Genomic DNA, 17,576 nt, shown 5'->3' with positions numbered 1-17,576 from the left:
TTCATCTCCTACAAATGATGACATTCCCTAAGGAGAAGTTGAGCTACCGTCGCAAACAACGCTATATTTCTATCCATTTGGAGGATTATTTGCCACAATTATTTGGACATCGAGGATAAGGTGGTTGTAAAAAGGGAGATACCAAGTTTAAAGTAGTTATTTACAGGTGTAAAAGGAGAGAAGAAAGTTTTCATGCGTACGGCGTGATCCCTTAAGATGAAAACTAGCTATTTATACCAAGTTATGGTACAATAAACTGTATGCCATTTAGGCGAATTTGAGAAAGAGATTTGTACAGTATGAGAAAAATTGTAATCAATGGTGGCAGTCCGTTGAAAGGGAGTGTGACGATCAGCGGGGCTAAAAATTCAGTTGTGGCCCTCATCCCAGCAATTATTTTAGCAGATGGAGTTGTCACCCTAGACGGCGTACCTGAGATTTCTGATGTTGACAGCTTGATTGACATTATGGAGACAATGGGGGCGCTTGTCAAGCGCAATGGGGAGTCCTTGGAAATTGACCCTCGTGGCGTCAAAGATATGCCCATGCCCTTTGGTAAAATCAATAGCTTGCGAGCATCTTACTATTTTTATGGTTCTTTGCTCGGTCGTTTTGGACAAGCGATCGTTGGGCTACCAGGTGGATGTGACTTAGGACCCCGACCGATTGACTTGCATTTGAAAGCCTTTGAAGCCATGGGAGCAACCATGACCTATGAAGGTCTCAACATGCACCTATCTGCCAATGGAAAACGGATTCATGGAGCGCACATTTTTATGGATACAGTGAGTGTGGGGGCAACGATCAATACCATGCTTGCAGCTGTTAAGGCTGAAGGTCGGACGGTGATTGAAAATGCTGCTCGTGAACCGGAAATTATTGATGTAGCAACGCTCTTAAACAATATGGGAGCCCATGTTCGTGGTGCTGGTACAGAAGTGATTACAATTGAAGGTGTGGATCGCCTACATGGGACACGCCATCAGGTCATTCCAGATCGGATTGAAGCTGGAACCTATATCGCTCTTGCAGCGGCTGTTGGTGAAGGGATTCAGATTGACAATGTCCTTTATGAACATCTAGAGGGCTTTATCGCAAAGCTAGAAGCCATGGGTGTTCGCATGACAGTGTCAGAAGATAGTATTTTTGTTGAAAAACAAGACAAGCTAAAAGCAGTTAGTGTCACGACATCTCCATATCCAGGATTTGCCACAGATTTGCAACAGCCTATTACTCCCCTGTTGTTGAAGGCAGAAGGTACAGGCACAATTACAGATACAATTTATGAGAAGCGTGTCGGTCATGTGCAAGAGCTGGCAAATATGGGGGCTGATATTCGTGTTCTAGGGAGACGCATCAGCTACCAAGGACCTAATCAGCTCAATGGTGGTCGTGTAAAGGCGACGGACTTACGTGCAGGGGCTGCCATGGTGATTGCAGGACTGATGGCTGAAGGTCGGACTGAAATTTCAAATATTGAATTTATTCTCCGAGGCTATTCAAATATTATTGAAAAACTAAAAGATCTAGGAGCGGATATTGAGCTCATTGATATAGCTGAATAGGCATAAACAGTAAGTGAGTGAGGAAAATCGAAGACATGGAGACGATTCGCCTGCTCGCTTTTTAGTGGGGGCAGAAGATGATAATTTGGGAACAACTGGCACAGTATGCGAGCTTTGAGACAGACCGCCTCCTACTCCGTCCTTTTTCCTATGATGATCGCACTCACTTGCACTTGATTCTCTCCAATCCGCACAATACGAGCTATATTATGCCCAGTACGATGACAATTAAAGAGACGACTAGCCTATTGGTTCAACAGTTTATGCGTTTTCCACTGGGAATTTGGGCGATAGAGGCTAAAGAAAGCGGGCAAATGATTGGCTGCATTCGTTTTGAGGCTATAGATGAAAAGGAAAAAGAAGCGGAAATAGGCTATTTTTTAAGCCAGACCTTCTGGGGGCAAGGTCTGATGACGGAAGCCTTGCAAACCCTTGTTTATCTTGGATTTTCTCGGATTGGTTTTAAGGCTTTACGTTTGTTGACACACTTGGAAAATAAACCCAGTCAGCGCGTGGCAGAAAAAGCAGGCTTTAAAAGGGTTCGCCAGTATAAGGGAAGCGATCGCTACAGTCGAAAAATGCGTGAGTATGTGGAATTTCAACTACTTGCAAGAAATGCTAAACACTTAGAAGAGGAATGAGATGATTACGATTAAATCACAAAGAGAAATTGATGCGATGAAGCGGGCAGGAGATATTCTTGCGAGTATTCATATTGGATTGCGGGACTTGATTAAGCCAGGTCTTGATATGTGGGAAGTTGAAGAGTATGTCCGTAGACGTTGTAAGGAAGAAAATGTTCTCCCCTTGCAGATCGGTGTGGACGGTCATTTAATGGACTATCCTTATGCTACTTGTTGTGGCTTGAATGATGAGGTAGCACACGCCTTTCCCCGCCACTATATGTTAAAAGCAGGGGATTTGCTTAAGGTTGATATGGTTTTGAGTGAGCCGATTGATAAAGGGATTCTTGATGTTTCAAAGCTAGACTTTAACAATGTAGCACTGATGAAACAATACACAGAGCCTTATGCAGGTGGTGTTGCTGATTCTTGTTGGGCATATGCTGTTGGTGAGGTCAGCCAAGAAGTCCAAGATCTCATGGAAGTAACCAAGGAGTGCCTCTATCGAGGAATTGAGCAGGCAGTTGTCGGTAACCGCATTGGAGATATTGGATCGGCTATTCAAGAGTACGCAGAAAGTAAGGGATATGGTGTGGTTCGGGACTTGGTAGGCCACGGTGTGGGACCGACCATGCATGAGGAGCCAATGGTACCTCACTACGGGCGAGCAGGTCGAGGACTTCGCTTACGTGAGGGAATGGTCTTGACGATTGAGCCTATGATTAATACAGGTACTTGGGAGATTGATACAGATGAAAAGACAGGGTGGGCTCATAAGACCTTAGATGGTGGCTTGTCCTGTCAATATGAGCACCAATTTGTCATCACAAAAGAGGGACCTGTGATTTTGACAAGTCAGGGTGAAGAAAGAACCTACTAATTCTATTGAAAAAAGGAGGAAGAATGGACAGAAAGAAGCTCGGGAGTAACTGCAAGTCATTTGTCACCTCCTTTTTGACCTTTTATCAGTCGGCTGAGCTTGATTTGACTGGGGTTGCTGTAGCCTATTATCTGATTATCTCGGTCTTTCCGATTTTATTGACCCTGGCCAATCTCTTGCCTTATTTACAGATTGATGTCGATCAAATTTTAGAGGTATTGGTTGAGATTTTCCCTGAAAAACTCTATCCGACCGCAGCAGATATGGTTGTCAGTATCCTGACCCGTCCCTCCTCATCTTGGTTGGGAATTGCCATTCTTACCACACTTTGGACCCTTTCAAAAAGTATGGCGGCACTTCAAAAGGCTGTCAATAAAGCATATGGTGTCGGTCAGCACAGGGATTTTATCATCAGTCGTATAGTGGGTATGTTTTTAGGGATTGGTCTACAAGGGATTCTTATTTTCAGCGTGATGATGCTGGCTTTTGGTAAGACCTTACTCCAATTGTTGTCCACAAAATTTCATTTTGATCCCCTGTTTGATCATCTTCTCAATCAGACCCAGCTAGTGGCCTACATTGCTCTCTTTCTGTCTCTTGTCATGCTCTATTTTTTCCTCCCCAATGTCCGTATCACCAAAATCCGCTATGTCTTGCCAGGTTCTCTTTTTGTTCTAGCAGTGATGGCAACGGTAGGACAGGTCTTTGGAGTTTATATAGACTCTTATACCAATCGTTTTTTGGACTTCCGTCTGGTCACCTCAGTCGTTATTTTAGTCCTTATGTTGTGGTTTATCTTTGTAGCTGATATCTTGATTATTGGAGCTGTTTTAAATGCGACTGTGCAAAGTTTCCAGGTGGAAGAATTTGCTCCTAGACCTGGTGATGTGGTGTCCATTTTCCAGCGGATTAAGGCACGATTTAGCCAAAAAGATCAAAAGAAGAACTCCTGATTTTAGGAGTTCTTTCTCTTTGTCTGAAAGACAAATACTTTACTTAAAATGTAGTTCAGCACGATGACCAATATTTGTGAGATGAGGGTAGCAACCGCATTGATACTGGCAGGATTTTGGTGGACGAATTGTCCAATCAGTTGCGGAAAGGCATCTACCAGAAGGTAGGCTAGGACCATATCTAGTAATAGAGTTGTTATCCGTGCAGAGATGAATTTGAAGAGACGCGCTTGCCAGCCAGTCCATTTTTGCTTAAAGACAACTTGGTCATTGGCAATAAAGGCGAGGAGGATTGCCACAGAATTAGAAATCAAGACAACTGTCAGAGTATGGGGAATGATAAAGAAGAGACAGGTCCTCGTGAGAATATAGACGAGGGTTGTTACTACTCCAAAAAATAAATAGGCTAGAATTTCGTTATCAAAAAATGCTTTTACATACTTTTTCATATCCTTAGTCTATCATATTCTGCTAAATTATGCTATACTGGAAACGTTGTAAAGTAGGAAGTCTAGCGACAGACACAGGAGTTGGCTTTTGCCACCTCTCAAAAAGGCTCTTTGTGTATTTCCTATTTTTTCTGGGAGTTGTTTCATACCGTGTAACTGAACTCGGTCAAAAAGCTCTCGGATTTTATACAACCCTTGGCGCTTCCTTCCTTTAGCCAAGCATATTATAAGCGGTTTAGCCGCCAAAGGAGATTTACATGAATCAAACAAAATGGACAGTCCGTGATATGGCTCATATTGCCTTGATTGCGGCTCTTTATGTGGTGTTAACAGTGACGCCACCGCTCAATGCGATTTCTTACGGTGCTTATCAGTTCCGTCTATCAGAAATGCTGAATTTTCTAGCCTTTTATCACCGTAAATATTTAGTTGCTGTTACGATTGGTTGTATGATTTCAAATTTTATTGGATTTGGACTTGTCGATGTATTTGTTGGTGGTGCTTCAACCCTTGTATTTGTCAGTCTAGGAGTTTCTTTCTTCCAAAAATACAAGAATGAATATGTGTTGAACGGTATCTTTAATAAGGCATTCTTATACTTTTCTATTTTCTTTTCGATAACGATGTTGACCATCGCTCTTGAATTGTATCTTTTATATCAAAGTCCTTTCCTAGCGACTTGGTTTACTACTGCTGTAGGAGAATTTGCCTCCCTTCTTGTTGGGGCTCTCATTATGGATCGTTTAGGCAAGAGGATTGATCTGAGGAAATAAAGTGGACCTAGGAAGGATTTAGAGTGAGTAATGGCTCGCTCTTTTTTCTTTCCAAAATCCATGGTATAATAGGGATTATGGAAGAAAAATATTTGAAAATAGCTCAAGATTTGGGCGTTCATGTAAAGCAGATTGAAACGGTCTTAACCTTGACAGCAGAGGGCAATACAATTCCTTTTATCGCCCGCTATCGCAAGGAAATGACAGGAAATCTGGATGAAGTAGTGATCAAGTCCATCATTGATTTGGATAAGTCTTTAACAGCTCTTACAGAGCGTAAGCTAGCTGTTTTAGCCAAGATTGAGGAGCAGGGAAAATTAACGGATTCGCTACGTCAGGCGATTGAAGAAGCTGAAAAATTAGCAGATGTAGAAGAACTTTATCTCCCTTATAAGGAAAAAAGGCGAACCAAGGCGACCATTGCACGGGAAGCAGGGCTCTTTCCTTTGGCACGTCTCATTTTGCAGAATGTCTCTGACTTAGAAAGGCAGGCAGCCTCTTTCGTCTGTGATGGTTTTGCTACAGCTCCTGCTTGTTTAGCGGGTGCAGTGGATATTTTGGTTGAGGCGATTTCAGAAGACGTAAAATTACGGGCATGGACCTACCATGAGATATTGCGTTATTCTAGTCTCCAGTCACAACTAAAAGACCAAGAAGCAGATGAGAAACAAGTCTTTCATATCTACTATGATTTTTCTGAAAAAGTAGCTAATATGCAAGGTTATCGAACGCTTGCGCTCAATCGTGGGGAAAAATTAGGAGCTTTAAAAGTCTCTTTTGAGCACAATATTGAAAAAATTCTCCGCTTTTTTGAAGTCCGATTTCCACAGAAAAATGCTTATATTACAGAAGCGATTAGCCAAGCGGTTAAGAAAAAGATTGTGCCGGCCATGGAGCGTCGTGTTCGAGCTGAATTAACTGAAACGGCTGAGGAAGGGGCAATTGCACTCTTTTCAGATAATCTCCGCAATCTTCTTTTAGTGCCACCACTAAAGGGAAAAATGGTCTTGGGCTTTGATCCAGCCTTTCGGACAGGTGCGAAATTAGCAGTAGTAGATCAGACAGGTAAGCTTTTAACAACTCAGGTCATTCATCCGGTTAAACCAGCTTCTCAAGCCCAAATTCTTCAAGCCAAGGAAGACCTTATAGCCTTGATTGGCCAATATGGTATTGAAATCATTGCGATTGGAAATGGGACGGCTAGTCGTGAATCAGAAGGTTTTGTAGCAGAGGTCTTGCAGCATTTTCCAGCTGTTTCTTATGTAATTGTTAATGAAAGCGGGGCGTCGGTTTACTCGGCTTCTGAATTAGCACGGCATGAATTTCCAGATTTGACAGTTGAAAAACGTTCTGCCATTTCGATTGCTCGGCGCTTGCAAGATCCACTTGCAGAGTTGGTTAAAATCGATCCCAAGTCGATTGGTGTCGGTCAGTACCAGCATGATGTCAATCAGAAAAAGTTATCGGAAAGCCTTGATTTTGTGGTCGATACGGTGGTCAACCAAGTCGGTGTCAATATCAATACTGCAAGTCCAGCCCTTCTTGCTCATGTAGCAGGTCTGAATAAGACCATTTCGGAAAATATTGTGAAATACCGAGAAGAACACGGAGCTTTGACTTCGCGTGCTGAACTGAAAAACGTTCCGCGTCTAGGAGATAAGGCCTTTGAGCAATCAGCTGGTTTCTTACGGATTCCTGAGGCCGATAATTTCTTGGATAATACAGGGGTTCACCCAGAGTCTTATCCGGCTGTTCAAACATTATTTGACCTGTTAGATATCGAGCATTTAGATGAAATGGCACAGGAAAAGTTAAGGGCTGTTAAGCTAGAGGAAATGGCTACAGAGCTAGGTCTTGGTAAGGAGACCCTCAAAGATATTTTGGCAGATTTGCTCAAACCTGGTCGGGATTTACGGGATGATTTTGCGGCACCTGTTCTCCGCCAAGATGTTCTTGATTTCAAAGATTTGGAAATCGGTCAGAAATTAGAAGGTGTAGTCCGCAATGTGGTTGACTTTGGCGCTTTTGTCGATATTGGGATCCATGAAGATGGTTTGATTCATATCTCGAACATGAGTAAGCAATTTATCAAACACCCGAGCCAAGTGGTTTCAGTAGGAGATTTGGTGACGGTTTGGGTCTATAAGCTCGATACAGTCCGTGAAAAGGTCAATCTTAGTCTGGTGCCGCCCCATGAATCTCACTGACTATGTTCGGCAGGTATCCCGTGAAGACTTTGGAAAGGAATTTCACCACCAGGCGTATTGGAATAATCGTTTGAGGACAACGGGTGGACGTTTCTTTCCAAAAGACGGGCATTTGGATTTTAATCCACGTTACTATGAAGCAGACCAAGACTTATTTCGTAAAATTGTTCGCCATGAACTTTGTCATTACCATCTTTATTTTGAGAAAAAAGGTTATCGGCATAAGGATAGGGATTTTAAGGAGCTGCTGAGGAAGGTTGACGGAGTGCGCTATGCACCGCCACTGCCATCTTCCAATACAGAGTTTTACCTTTATCGTTGTCAGCAGTGTGCCCAAGTCTATCCTCGAAAACGGCGAGTGAATATAGCGAAGTATCGCTGTGGCAAGTGTCGTGGTTTGCTGAAATTTGTTAGGAAAAGAAATCAGTCCTTGGGCTGATTTCTTTTCCTATGTCTATGGTATAATAGAAGAGAATTGAGGTGAGAAAATGGCACGAGAACCACAAAAACGATTGATTGAATTATATGAAAAAGGTGTTCTAACAAAAGAAGAAGCGCGTGCCTGCTTTTTAGAATTTGATGAGGAGCCAGATTTTTTAGTTGAGAAGGAAAAACCACGTTTGAGCTTTACCCTTCCGAGCTTGAAAATTTTCTCTTCGTCCAAGTTGAAGCAAGAGTATACTTTTTCGGATATTGAATCTCTTTTTCTCAGCGTGTCGGAGGGAAAAATTGCCTTCATAAAAAGTAAGTCTGATCAGGTTCAGATTCACCTTGTCTATCCTCAACAGGCGAATCAAGCGTTTTTACCTCAAATTTATGTTGAAAATAAGGGACTGCATTTTGCTTCCAATCTTCCCTGTCACTTGACGATTTCTCTACCAAATCAATGGATGTCGATTTTGAATTTAGAGCTGGGCAGAGCAGATGCGAGATTGGACTATCTTCCATTTGAGGATGTTTCTATCCATAGCGTGACGGATAAAAAGCAACAGGATATCCGTATTACAGCGATGGGTCAGATGTCCCAGCATCTCTTTTTACAACTCGTCGAAGCTCCGATTTATCTGCAAGTTCCCAAACATCAGGGCTTGCGTGGCAAGGCTGAGAGTTCAGCTGGTCAACTTGTGATGAATAAAAAAAAGAAGCCCAGTCCCTATTTTTTTGAAAGGAAAGGAGAGCCTCTCCTTCATCTCTATATCAAAACAGTGACTAGCCCGATTATCGTGAAAGGAGTACCACATGCCATTCGGATTTTATAAACAGCGAAACCAAAAGCTCATTTCTGGTGTCTTAGCAGGTTTGGCGAATCGTTTTCATTGGGATTTGACCATCACACGGATTATTTTTGTGATCATTTGTTTTTTAGGACAGTTAGGCTGGCTTGCCATTGTAGCCTATGTTCTAGCTACGATCCTCCTTCCCTTTAAAGAAGATGTTTACGCTGATCGCTACGGAACAGGTCCCCGTAAGGTAAAAGATGCAGAGAAAATTCATAAGTAAACGTGAAAAACTTGGGCTGGATTTCCAATCTTACGAAAATGGATTGATTGTTGAGCTTGCTAGAGCTATTTATCACTAGGAGGAGTAATGGTGAGAAGTACTGGCTAAAGCGAGAGCAGTCGATTTCCTCGCCCCTTACCATACTTGCTTTCCTATTCGACCGTCTATGTTCGGTCGTTTTTATATGCCCTTGCTCCAAAGGTATGGTATAGTTGTTTCGTTTACTTTTAGTACTAGGCAAGGAGCTTCAGGCTGCTTCAACAGTCTAATGACTGTTGAAGGTTGGAAATCATACTGACGATAGTCAGTAACAATCGTAGAGTACGGCAAAGCGAGTTCCAATCATCTAGCAGATGATTGGAAGTTGGAAATAGAGAAACGTAGTTTCCACAATCGTTGAAGTAATAAAAGTTAAACTAAATGAGTATATAGCTTTGGAGGTTTGACATAAAATGAGTGCCACTCGTGTCAAGCGTCCTTGTATATTAAAATGATTTTCTTCCCTCCTTTTTGTATTCTCCTCCTATCTTGTGGTATAATGGTATATAAAGGAATGTGAGGTATGCGATGACGGTTTTTGTCAAAGATTTGATTGATAATGTGCGCGTAAGTAGTGCCTATAGTACAGCCGCATTACTTGAAAAGGAGATTACAACATCTGATATTACGCGTCCGGGTCTTGAGATGACGGGGTATTTTGATTACTATGCTCCAGAGCGGATTCAGTTAATGGGAATGAAAGAGTGGTCATACTTGATGGCCATGACCTCCCATAATCGCTATCAGGTCTTGCGGAGAATGTTTCAGCCTGAGACACCGGTAGTGATTGTGGCGCGTGGTTTGGAAGTTCCTGATGAGATGTTTCAGGCAGCCAAGGAAAAGGGAATCGCTGTTTTCCAAAGTCAGACCGCAACGAGTCGTTTGGCAGGCGAATTATCCTCTTACTTGGATTCCCGCCTTGCACAGCGCACCAGTGTCCATGGAGTACTGATGGACATCTATGGTATGGGAGTATTGATTCAAGGGGATTCTGGAATTGGTAAGAGTGAGACAGGCTTGGAATTGGTCAAACGTGGACATCGGATTGTTGCAGATGACCGTGTGGATGTCTATGCAAAAGATGATGTGACCCTTTGGGGAGAGCCAGCTGAGATTTTACGCCACTTGCTCGAAATTCGTGGAGTAGGGATTATTGATATTATGAGCCTATACGGGGCGAGTGCTGTCAAGGAATCATCGGAAGTACAGTTAGCGATCTACCTTGAAAATTATGAAACAGGTAAGGTCTTTGACCGTTTGGGCAATAGCGGCGATTCCATTGAGATTGCAGGCATTACGATTCCCCAGATTCGGATTCCTGTAAAAACAGGACGCAATATCTCTGTCGTGATTGAAGCTGCCGCGATGAACTATCGTTCGAAGCAAATGGGCTTTGATGCGACTAAGGAATTTGAAAAACGCCTTGGTAGATTGATTGAAAGCAATAAGGAGTAAGTAAGTGATGATTGATCCAGTTGCTGTAACCATAGGTCCGCTTGAAATCCGTTGGTATGCCTTGTGTATTATAAGCGGTTTGATATTGGCAGTTTTTCTGGCTTCCAAAGAAGCACCGCGAAAAAAGATTTTAGCGGAGGATATTTTTGATTTTATCTTGCTTGCCTTTCCACTTGCGATTATCGGAGCGAGAATTTACTATGTAGCCTTTTCTTGGGATTTATATAAAGACAATCTGCTGTCTATTTTTGCGATTTGGGAGGGTGGACTTGCCATTTATGGTGGTCTCTTACTGGGATTTTTCGTCCTTGTATTCTTTACCCGCCATCGCTTTATTGATACATGGGATTTTCTGGACGTAGCAGCACCCTCTGTTATGATTGCCCAAGCTATTGGACGCTGGGGAAATTTTTTCAACCAAGAGGCTTATGGGGCAAGGGTTGCACATCTTGACTATTTACCAGCCTTTATTCGCAATCAAATGTATATAGAGGGCAGTTACCGGATACCGACCTTCTTATACGAATCCTTGTGGAACTTCCTAGGCTTTGTCTTGATTTGTGTGTTGCGGAGACGCAGACAGTTACTTAAGCAAGGTGAAATTACGCTCTTTTATCTTGTCTGGTATGGAGCGGGTCGCTTTGTCATTGAAGGGATGCGAACAGATAGCTTGATGTTACTGGGCTTGCGTATTTCCCAGTGGCTTTCTGCCTTGTTAATCATCCTTGCTCTGATATTAGGAATCTATCGTCGCAGGAAAGACCTGCCTTACTATCAAGATTAAGAACCTCTATTCACAGTTCAGCACTTCCATCTAAGGCTTGTTTTTAAGCTCGTCATCGTTCGTTTTTTCAATATACAGTCCGTGTTTCCTCAAAAAATTGCCTTGATGAGCAAAAAACGATTTCTTATCTAAAAGCACTTTACTTGTGAATACAGATTCTAAGAAAAGGAGATTTTTATGTTGATTGAATTATCTGTTTTTATGATGGCAGTAGCACTTGTTGCTGTTGCGGTTTACATTATCCTTTTGTTAAGGAAAGTATCCAATGTGGTGGACGAAGCTCAGCGAAGTTTAACTGTTTTAACGAGCGATGTCAATGTGACCCTTTACCAAACCAATGAGTTGTTGGCTAAAACAAATGTCCTTGTTGAAGATGTGAATGGTAAGGTAGCGACCTTGGATCCGCTCTTTGTAGCGGTTGCTGATTTGTCAGAGTCGGTATCTGACCTCAACACCTCTGCCCGTGACTTGACAGGCAAGGCTCGTACAGTAGGACAACGAACGATCAAAGCTGGTGGTGCTTTGGCGGTTGCAAGTAAGTTATCTTCCATTTTTGGAAAGAAAGGAGAAAAACATGGTTAAAAAATCTAGTATTTTCACAAGTATCTTGTTAGGTGCAGCAGGTGGAGCTGCTGCGGCGGCTTTTCTTGCCACTAAAACTGGGCAGGCAGTCAAGAAAAGAGTTGTTCGCTTTGCTAAAGATTATCAGAAAAATCATGAAGAAATCAATGCAGAATTGCTCCAAAAAGCACAAGATTTGGGTCAACAAGCCGTTGACAAATATGAATCTGTCAAAGGTCAATTGGAATCAGGTGAATTGACAGTTGATGATTTGGTACAAACAGGCAAAGAAAAAGCGCAATTGGTCAAGTCGCAATCCCTTGAAAAATTTGAGCAAATTAAAGAAAAAATTGCGGAGCAAAATCTAACGACAGGCGAATTAGTTGAATCAATCAAAGAAAAAGCTAAGGGAATTCCTGCGGTAGAAGAAATTGCTGTTACGACAGAAGATATCGAAATTGACTTGCCAATGTTAGAAGAAGAATAGAAAAAATCCGCAGTCGCGGATTTTTTCTATTCGGGTATTTTGTAGTGGATAAGACCAAGGCAGAGATTAGGAAACCTTTTTGCCTCGATGTCCTTTTTTCTTCAATAGAAATCGAATGAAGTTTAAACCAAGTAGTCCTGTTGCGATTGCCAATAGAAAGGCTAAAAAGACAGGAATCCGGTTTGAAAGATAAATGTAAGCAGCAATCACGGTAATCACACTAAAAATAGCAATATTTAAAAAGAATAACAATTCTTTGATTCGTTCTCTATTTGGATTCGCTACGTGATATGTTTGATAGGTGGCCTGTTGTTTCTCTTTCGGGATAGAATCGTCATACTGGTAATGGTCAGGCCGATATTGTCTGAGTGCCATATCGTCTCCTTTGCGCCTATTAAGCTTACCATAAGAGTGCTAGTTTTCTGTAACAAAATTATTACATTTTCATTACAAAAAAATGAGAAAAGTCTGAACATTAAAATTAAGGGAAGTGCTGAAGAATAAAAAAGATTCTGATATAATGGATGTTATGGGAAAAATTGTTATTACAGCAACTGCTGAAAGTATTGAACAAGTTAAACAACTATTAGAAGCGGGAGTAGACCGTATTTATGTAGGAGAAGAGGACTATGCTTTGCGGATTCCGCACGCTTTTTCTTATGATGAGTTGCGGGAGATTGCTCGCTTGACACATGAAGCGGGCAAGGAATTAACGATTGCTGCCAATGCTCTCATGCACCAAGATATGATGGATCAGATTCAACCTTTCATGGAATTGATGAAGGAAATTCAGGTGGATTATCTGGTAGTAGGTGATACGGGTATCTTTTATATCAATAAGCGTGACGGTTATCATTTTAAGTTAATCTATGATACCTCTGTCTTTGTTACTTCCAGTCGTCAGATTAATTTTTGGAAGGACCATGGTGCAGTTGGTGCAGTACTAGCAAGAGAAATTCCATCTGAAGAGCTATTTGAGATTGCTAAAAATCTTGCAATCCCGGCAGAAATATTGGTCTACGGTGCCTCTGTTATTCATCATTCGAAACGAACTCTCTTGCAGAACTATTATCAGTTTATAAGGGCAGATGAAACCGATTTGTCGCGAGAGCGCGGACTTTTCTTAGCAGAACCGAGCGATCCCGATAGTCATTATTCGATTTATGAGGACAAGCATGGAACTCATATCTTCATTAACAATGACATTGATCTGATGATGAAGCTCAATGAGCTGGTCGAACACAATTATCTACATTGGAAATTAGATGGGATTTATTGCCCGGGTGACAATTTTGTAGAGATTGTCAAACTATTTGTGGAAGCAAGAGACTTAGCAGAAGCAGGAGAATTGACCTATGACCGTGCCTTTTTGCTGGATGAACAGATTCGTGCTCTACATCCAAAAGGAAGAGGCTTGGACACAGGCTTTTATGAATATGATAGAGATAAGGTAAAATAGGAAACGATATGGTAGAGAAAAAGTTAAAACGTCCAGAGGTCTTGTCGCCTGCCGGAACCTTAGAAAAATTAAAAGTAGCGATTGATTACGGAGCAGATGCCGTGTTTGTGGGTGGTCAAGCCTATGGTTTGCGTAGCCGTGCTGGAAATTTCTCAATGGAAGAAATGAGAGAAGGGATTGCCTATGCTCATGCACGTGGTGCCAAGGTCTATGTAGCAGCTAACATGGTGACCCATGAGGGGAATGAAGTAGGGGCAGGAGCTTGGTTTCGTGAATTGCGAGATATGGGGCTTGATGCTGTGATTGTGTCAGACCCTGCCTTGATTGTGATTTGTGCGACAGAAGCGCCTGGTCTTGAGATTCACCTATCAACGCAGGCTTCATCAACCAACTATGAAACCTTTGAATTTTGGAAAGAATTGGGCTTGACACGGGTCGTCTTAGCACGCGAAGTAACCATGGAAGAATTGGCAGAAATCCGCAAGCGTACGAGCGTTGAGATTGAAGCCTTTGTCCATGGAGCCATGTGTATTTCTTATTCGGGGCGCTGTGTGTTGTCCAACCACATGAGTAATCGTGATGCCAATCGTGGAGGTTGTTCGCAATCTTGTCGCTGGAAATACAATCTTTATGACCTACCATTTGGAGAAGAACGCAGAAGTATTAAGGGAGAAGTGCCTGAAGAATTTTCTATGTCAGCGGTTGATATGTGTATGATTGATCATATTCCAGATATGATTGAAAATGGAGTTGATAGCTTGAAAATTGAGGGGCGGATGAAGTCTGTTCATTATGTATCTACCGTGACCAACTGCTATAAGGCGGCGGTTGATGCCTACTTGGAAAGTCCAGAGAAATTTGAATCGATCAAGCAAGATTTAATCGATGAGATGTGGAAGGTTGCCCAACGCGAACTAGCAACAGGATTTTACTATAGTCCACCTACGGAAAATGAGCAATTATTCGGAGCTCGTCGCAAGATTCCTGAGTATAAATTTATCGCAGAAGTTGTGGCTTTTGATAAAGCAACGATGACGGCGACCATTCGTCAGCGTAATGTCATCAATGAGGGAGACAAGGTCGAGTTTTACGGTCCAGGTTTCCGTCATTTTGAAACGATGATTACTGATTTGCGTGATTCAGAAGGTCACCCAATCGAGCGTGCCAATCGTCCAATGGAACTCTTGACCATTAGCCTACCGCAGGAAGTCTATCCAGGAGATATGGTCCGTGCTTGCAAGTCAGGTTTAATCAATCTCTATCAAGAAGATGGACAGTCCTTGACCATCCGGGCTTAACGAAGATACGAGAGCGTGAAACGAGTAAAGCAAAGATAGGAGGTTTGACGAAGAACCTTTAGGTTCTAGGAAAACCTATCTTTTTTGCACAACTCGTAGCTCGAGTTCAATTAAATCAAGATACAAAAGCCGTAAAGCGAGCAAAGTAAAAATAGGAGGTTGACACAGGGTTCGATGAACCCAAGGAAACCTATCTTTTTTGCACAACTCGTAGGCTGAACTTAGTTACATCAAGACACAAAGGGGATTGTACTAAGGTTCGTGTCCGAGGAATACTAGGCTACTGGAAGTAGAGAGATAAAACTGCCTGATGGATATCCATCAGGCAGTAGGTTTATTGTTGTTGTGATTGGCGAATGCCATCAGGCACAAGGGAAATTCGCTGAATATCGCTTAGGGTGATAATACTGGTCACATTTCGTTTGAAGTTTTTGACAATCATTCGGTTTTCATCAGGGGCGAATGTAACAATTTCACCTGTAACGCTCTTATCGGCATAGATGACATGGATCGCTGCCTTTTTATAGAGAGCTAGCTGAATCATATCTAGATAGGGGGAGTCGTCCTCTTCAGGTGTATCGTTTTTTTGCGGTTGATTGCCTAAAAAGACATTCAGATGAGAAAGGAGGATGGCTAGAAACTTTTTCATGGTAAAATACTCCAAAGATTGATACAATTATCATAGCGGAATTTTACCGAAAAGACAAGTTTTTACAAATTTTTACGAATAGAGTATATAAGGAGAAAGTTTGAAAAAGTAAGAGTGAATGGCTCTCTTAGTTATCCTATCCGTGATTTATAGTAGTGGTAGAACTTCTCAACTCTATTGTAAACCAAAACAAAGAGCACAACATCTTTTTCATTCGGTGCTGTGCCTCGAGTGAAATGAAAGGAATGATTTATAAATATGGCAGAATTTACATTTGAAATTGAAGAAAAATTACTCGTTTTATCTGAAAATGAGAAAGGGTGGACCAAGGAATTGAATCGGGTAAGTTTTAACGGTGCACCAGCCAAGTACGACTTACGGACATGGAGCCCAGATCATAGCAAGATGGGGAAGGGAATTACCTTGTCCAATGAAGAATTTCAAGTCTTACTTGATGCGTTTCGGAGCTGAGAGATAGGATTGAAACGTCTTCTTCATGATAGCCTTTATCCTTTGAAGCTACGTTTAAGTGGTTGCTGGACGAGCGTAATCAATAGTAATTTGAGTAAGTCAGGAATGAGAAAAGGCAGGACCGTTAGAGTTAGTGTTTTTTCAAAACTGCTCTGGGTAGTGAGGGAAAAAATGAGACTACCTAATCCAAAGCAGAGACTATCACCCAATAGATTGGCAAGAAAGACCTGAATGGGTGTTGATTGAGGCGATGTAAGGAATGCAGTCACACCTGCATAGAGCACAAAGCCCCAGAGAAAGCCCGCGGTTGGACCAAAAAGGCTAGCCATACCACCTGAAAATCCTGCAAAAACAGGCAAGCCTACGGCACCTAGCAGGAGATAGAGGAAGAGGCTGGTTATTGCTTCTTTAGGAGGATAGAGACTGGCAATGAGACCTACCGCAAGTGTCTGTAATGTAAAAGGAACAGGTCCTAACGGAATGATGATTTGAGATAAGACAGCAATTAAACTCGCTCCAATAGCGGGATAGATAAGTGCTATAGCGTGTGATTTTTTCATATTGTTATCCTTTCGATTTTAAATGGGTAACAAATATTATAAGAGGATTGACAAGGAAAGTCAATCCTTTTTCTATCGGCTGTTACAGAAGAAGCAAGGCTAGTTATTCTGTCTTTCTATTTTCGCTTTGAGTTTTTTACGGGCTTTGTATCTTGATTTATAGTTGTTTAGTTTACTTTTAGTACTAGGCAACGAGTTGCAGGCTGCTTCAACAGTCTAATGACTGTTGAAGGTTGGAAATCATACTGACGATAGCCAGTAACAATCGTAGAGTACGGCAAAGCGAGTTCCAATCATCTAGAAGATGATTGGAAGTTGGAAATAGAGAAACGGAGTTTCCACAATCGTCGAAGTAATAAAAGTTAAACTAAATGAGTATAATTGAACTCGAGCTACGAGTTGTGCAAAAAAGAGAGTTTTTCCTAGAGCCAAGGTTCTGCGTCAAATCTCCTATTTTTGCTTTACTCGTTTCACGCTCTCGTATCTTATGTAACTGAGTTCAGCCTAAAGCCTCGGAAAAAAGATAAATCTCATTGATTGCCAAGCAACCTGCTTCGATTTCCTATTTTTCAGTCGGTTTTTTAACGGCTTCACATCTTATGTAACTGAGTTCGGACTAAGAGCTGTGTAAAAAAGATCGGTTTCCTTGGGTTCATCGAACCCTGTGTCAACCTCCTATTTTTACTTTGCTCGCTTTACGGCTTTTGTATCTTGATTTAATTGAACTCGAGCTACGAGTTGTGCAAAAAAGAGAGTTTTTCCTAGAGCTAAGGTTCTGCGTCAAATCTCCTATTTTTGCTTTACTCGTTTCACGCTCTCGTATCTTATGTAACTGAGTTCAGCCTAAAACCTCGGAAAAAAGA

At 41.9% G+C, this 17,576-nt stretch carries 20 protein-coding genes, 1 pseudogene and 1 riboswitch; of the genes and pseudogenes, 17 read left to right on the top strand and 4 right to left on the bottom strand.

Annotated features, from left to right (window positions below):
- From ACVPON_RS03325 to ACVPON_RS03305, 5 genes and pseudogenes are all read left to right on the top strand, one after another.
- Nucleotides 1–119, top strand: a pseudogene (locus ACVPON_RS03325) (ISAs1 family transposase); the annotation flags it as partial.
- A gap of 180 nt (nucleotides 120–299) precedes the next feature.
- Nucleotides 300–1,565: a UDP-N-acetylglucosamine 1-carboxyvinyltransferase gene (locus tag ACVPON_RS03320; protein ID WP_462876165.1), complete on the top strand. Its 1,266-nt coding sequence runs from the start codon at nucleotides 300–302 to the stop codon at nucleotides 1,563–1,565.
- Between the two features lie 77 nt (nucleotides 1,566–1,642).
- Nucleotides 1,643–2,206, top strand: coding sequence for a GNAT family N-acetyltransferase (locus ACVPON_RS03315; RefSeq protein ID WP_462876163.1), 564 nt, complete (start codon nucleotides 1,643–1,645; stop codon nucleotides 2,204–2,206).
- Between the two features lies 1 nt (nucleotide 2,207).
- Nucleotides 2,208–3,068 carry a methionyl aminopeptidase gene (locus ACVPON_RS03310; protein WP_462876161.1) on the top strand — a complete coding sequence of 287 codons (861 nt, stop codon included), beginning with the start codon at nucleotides 2,208–2,210 and terminating at the stop codon, nucleotides 3,066–3,068.
- A 23-nt stretch (nucleotides 3,069–3,091) separates the two neighbouring features.
- On the top strand, nucleotides 3,092–4,021 hold the full coding sequence (locus ACVPON_RS03305; RefSeq protein ID WP_462876159.1) for a YihY/virulence factor BrkB family protein: 930 nt from the start codon (nucleotides 3,092–3,094) through the stop codon (nucleotides 4,019–4,021).
- 2 nt (nucleotides 4,022–4,023) lie between these two features.
- On the opposite strand, the gene ACVPON_RS03300 is transcribed toward ACVPON_RS03305, so the two are convergent.
- Nucleotides 4,024–4,470 (bottom strand): GtrA family protein, encoded by a 447-nt coding sequence (locus ACVPON_RS03300; protein ID WP_462876157.1) that lies wholly within the window; start codon nucleotides 4,468–4,470, stop codon nucleotides 4,024–4,026.
- Nucleotides 4,471–4,632: 162 nt separating this feature from the next.
- A riboswitch (PreQ1 riboswitch) is annotated at nucleotides 4,633–4,730 on the top strand.
- On the opposite strand from ACVPON_RS03300, the gene ACVPON_RS03295 reads away from it, so the two are divergent.
- The 9 genes from ACVPON_RS03295 to ACVPON_RS03255 all read left to right on the top strand — a co-directional run bounded on the left by ACVPON_RS03295 (nucleotide 4,728) and on the right by ACVPON_RS03255 (nucleotide 12,276).
- On the top strand, nucleotides 4,728–5,243 hold the full coding sequence (locus ACVPON_RS03295; RefSeq protein WP_462876155.1) for a QueT transporter family protein: 516 nt from the start codon (nucleotides 4,728–4,730) through the stop codon (nucleotides 5,241–5,243). It overlaps the preceding riboswitch by 3 nt.
- Nucleotides 5,244–5,320: 77 nt before the next feature.
- On the top strand, nucleotides 5,321–7,450 hold the full coding sequence (locus ACVPON_RS03290; RefSeq protein WP_462876152.1) for a Tex family protein: 2,130 nt from the start codon (nucleotides 5,321–5,323) through the stop codon (nucleotides 7,448–7,450).
- Nucleotides 7,437–7,889, top strand: a complete 453-nt coding sequence (locus tag ACVPON_RS03285; protein WP_462876150.1) for a SprT family protein — start codon at nucleotides 7,437–7,439, stop codon at nucleotides 7,887–7,889. Before ACVPON_RS03290 ends, ACVPON_RS03285 begins: the two co-directional genes overlap by 14 nt.
- Before the next feature lie 49 nt (nucleotides 7,890–7,938).
- Nucleotides 7,939–8,709, top strand: coding sequence for a hypothetical protein (locus ACVPON_RS03280; RefSeq protein ID WP_462876148.1), 771 nt, complete (start codon nucleotides 7,939–7,941; stop codon nucleotides 8,707–8,709).
- Nucleotides 8,690–8,950: a PspC domain-containing protein gene (locus tag ACVPON_RS03275; RefSeq protein WP_462876146.1), complete on the top strand. Its 261-nt coding sequence runs from the start codon at nucleotides 8,690–8,692 to the stop codon at nucleotides 8,948–8,950. The genes ACVPON_RS03280 and ACVPON_RS03275 overlap by 20 nt, the downstream gene beginning before the upstream one ends.
- A 567-nt stretch (nucleotides 8,951–9,517) precedes the next feature.
- On the top strand, nucleotides 9,518–10,444 hold the full coding sequence (gene hprK / locus ACVPON_RS03270; protein ID WP_462876144.1) for an HPr(Ser) kinase/phosphatase: 927 nt from the start codon (nucleotides 9,518–9,520) through the stop codon (nucleotides 10,442–10,444).
- Nucleotides 10,445–10,451: 7 nt separating this feature from the next.
- Entirely contained in the window at nucleotides 10,452–11,228 is a 777-nt protein-coding gene (gene lgt, locus ACVPON_RS03265; protein ID WP_462876142.1) for a prolipoprotein diacylglyceryl transferase, read from the top strand.
- Nucleotides 11,229–11,405: 177 nt separating this feature from the next.
- Nucleotides 11,406–11,810 (top strand): DUF948 domain-containing protein, encoded by a 405-nt coding sequence (locus ACVPON_RS03260; protein ID WP_462876140.1) that lies wholly within the window; start codon nucleotides 11,406–11,408, stop codon nucleotides 11,808–11,810.
- On the top strand, nucleotides 11,803–12,276 hold the full coding sequence (locus tag ACVPON_RS03255; RefSeq protein ID WP_462876138.1) for a YtxH domain-containing protein: 474 nt from the start codon (nucleotides 11,803–11,805) through the stop codon (nucleotides 12,274–12,276). Before ACVPON_RS03260 ends, ACVPON_RS03255 begins: the two co-directional genes overlap by 8 nt.
- Before the next feature lie 66 nt (nucleotides 12,277–12,342).
- On the opposite strand, the gene ACVPON_RS03250 is transcribed toward ACVPON_RS03255, so the two are convergent.
- Entirely contained in the window at nucleotides 12,343–12,651 is a 309-nt protein-coding gene (locus ACVPON_RS03250; protein WP_462876136.1) for a DUF3270 domain-containing protein, read from the bottom strand.
- 154 nt (nucleotides 12,652–12,805) lie between these two features.
- Between ACVPON_RS03250 and ACVPON_RS03245 the strand changes: the two genes are divergently transcribed.
- Together ACVPON_RS03245 and ACVPON_RS03240 are read left to right on the top strand one after the other, a co-directional pair.
- Nucleotides 12,806–13,735, top strand: coding sequence for a peptidase U32 family protein (locus tag ACVPON_RS03245; protein WP_462876134.1), 930 nt, complete (start codon nucleotides 12,806–12,808; stop codon nucleotides 13,733–13,735).
- A gap of 8 nt (nucleotides 13,736–13,743) precedes the next feature.
- Nucleotides 13,744–15,033: a peptidase U32 family protein gene (locus ACVPON_RS03240; protein ID WP_462876132.1), complete on the top strand. Its 1,290-nt coding sequence runs from the start codon at nucleotides 13,744–13,746 to the stop codon at nucleotides 15,031–15,033.
- A gap of 334 nt (nucleotides 15,034–15,367) precedes the next feature.
- Here the strand turns inward: ACVPON_RS03240 and ACVPON_RS03235 are convergent, their stop codons facing one another.
- Complete coding sequence (locus tag ACVPON_RS03235; RefSeq protein ID WP_462876130.1) at nucleotides 15,368–15,682, bottom strand: hypothetical protein; 315 nt, start codon at nucleotides 15,680–15,682, stop codon at nucleotides 15,368–15,370.
- A 258-nt stretch (nucleotides 15,683–15,940) separates the two neighbouring features.
- Between ACVPON_RS03235 and ACVPON_RS03230 the strand changes: the two genes are divergently transcribed.
- Nucleotides 15,941–16,153 carry a YdbC family protein gene (locus ACVPON_RS03230; RefSeq protein ID WP_462876128.1) on the top strand — a complete coding sequence of 71 codons (213 nt, stop codon included), beginning with the start codon at nucleotides 15,941–15,943 and terminating at the stop codon, nucleotides 16,151–16,153.
- 35 nt (nucleotides 16,154–16,188) lie between these two features.
- Here ACVPON_RS03230 and ACVPON_RS03225 read toward each other — a convergent pair whose 3' ends face one another.
- Nucleotides 16,189–16,713, bottom strand: coding sequence for a biotin transporter BioY (locus ACVPON_RS03225; RefSeq protein WP_462876126.1), 525 nt, complete (start codon nucleotides 16,711–16,713; stop codon nucleotides 16,189–16,191).
- Nucleotides 16,714–17,576: the final 863 nt, after the last annotated feature.

The sequence above is a fragment of the Streptococcus sp. 1F3 genome (assembly GCF_054968985.1).
Note: the sequence above shows the minus strand (reverse complement) of the source record. Positions and strands in the feature narration are given on the sequence as shown.

What these genes read in the sequence shown, in the direction of transcription:
- ACVPON_RS03320 (WP_462876165.1), top strand. Translation starts at nt 300, where the DNA reads ATGAGAAAAATTGTAATCAATGGTGGCAGTCCGTTGAAAGGGAGTGTG.
- ACVPON_RS03315 (WP_462876163.1), top strand. Translation starts at nt 1,643, where the DNA reads ATGATAATTTGGGAACAACTGGCACAGTATGCGAGCTTTGAGACAGAC.
- ACVPON_RS03310 (WP_462876161.1), top strand. Translation starts at nt 2,208, where the DNA reads ATGATTACGATTAAATCACAAAGAGAAATTGATGCGATGAAGCGGGCA.
- ACVPON_RS03305 (WP_462876159.1), top strand. Translation starts at nt 3,092, where the DNA reads ATGGACAGAAAGAAGCTCGGGAGTAACTGCAAGTCATTTGTCACCTCC.
- ACVPON_RS03300 (WP_462876157.1), bottom strand. Translation starts at nt 4,470, where the DNA reads ATGAAAAAGTATGTAAAAGCATTTTTTGATAACGAAATTCTAGCCTAT.
- ACVPON_RS03295 (WP_462876155.1), top strand. Translation starts at nt 4,728, where the DNA reads ATGAATCAAACAAAATGGACAGTCCGTGATATGGCTCATATTGCCTTG.
- ACVPON_RS03290 (WP_462876152.1), top strand. Translation starts at nt 5,321, where the DNA reads ATGGAAGAAAAATATTTGAAAATAGCTCAAGATTTGGGCGTTCATGTA.
- ACVPON_RS03285 (WP_462876150.1), top strand. Translation starts at nt 7,437, where the DNA reads ATGAATCTCACTGACTATGTTCGGCAGGTATCCCGTGAAGACTTTGGA.
- ACVPON_RS03280 (WP_462876148.1), top strand. Translation starts at nt 7,939, where the DNA reads ATGGCACGAGAACCACAAAAACGATTGATTGAATTATATGAAAAAGGT.
- ACVPON_RS03275 (WP_462876146.1), top strand. Translation starts at nt 8,690, where the DNA reads ATGCCATTCGGATTTTATAAACAGCGAAACCAAAAGCTCATTTCTGGT.
- hprK (WP_462876144.1), top strand. Translation starts at nt 9,518, where the DNA reads ATGACGGTTTTTGTCAAAGATTTGATTGATAATGTGCGCGTAAGTAGT.
- lgt (WP_462876142.1), top strand. Translation starts at nt 10,452, where the DNA reads ATGATTGATCCAGTTGCTGTAACCATAGGTCCGCTTGAAATCCGTTGG.
- ACVPON_RS03260 (WP_462876140.1), top strand. Translation starts at nt 11,406, where the DNA reads ATGTTGATTGAATTATCTGTTTTTATGATGGCAGTAGCACTTGTTGCT.
- ACVPON_RS03255 (WP_462876138.1), top strand. Translation starts at nt 11,803, where the DNA reads ATGGTTAAAAAATCTAGTATTTTCACAAGTATCTTGTTAGGTGCAGCA.
- ACVPON_RS03250 (WP_462876136.1), bottom strand. Translation starts at nt 12,651, where the DNA reads ATGGCACTCAGACAATATCGGCCTGACCATTACCAGTATGACGATTCT.
- ACVPON_RS03245 (WP_462876134.1), top strand. Translation starts at nt 12,806, where the DNA reads ATGGGAAAAATTGTTATTACAGCAACTGCTGAAAGTATTGAACAAGTT.
- ACVPON_RS03240 (WP_462876132.1), top strand. Translation starts at nt 13,744, where the DNA reads ATGGTAGAGAAAAAGTTAAAACGTCCAGAGGTCTTGTCGCCTGCCGGA.
- ACVPON_RS03235 (WP_462876130.1), bottom strand. Translation starts at nt 15,682, where the DNA reads ATGAAAAAGTTTCTAGCCATCCTCCTTTCTCATCTGAATGTCTTTTTA.
- ACVPON_RS03230 (WP_462876128.1), top strand. Translation starts at nt 15,941, where the DNA reads ATGGCAGAATTTACATTTGAAATTGAAGAAAAATTACTCGTTTTATCT.
- ACVPON_RS03225 (WP_462876126.1), bottom strand. Translation starts at nt 16,713, where the DNA reads ATGAAAAAATCACACGCTATAGCACTTATCTATCCCGCTATTGGAGCG.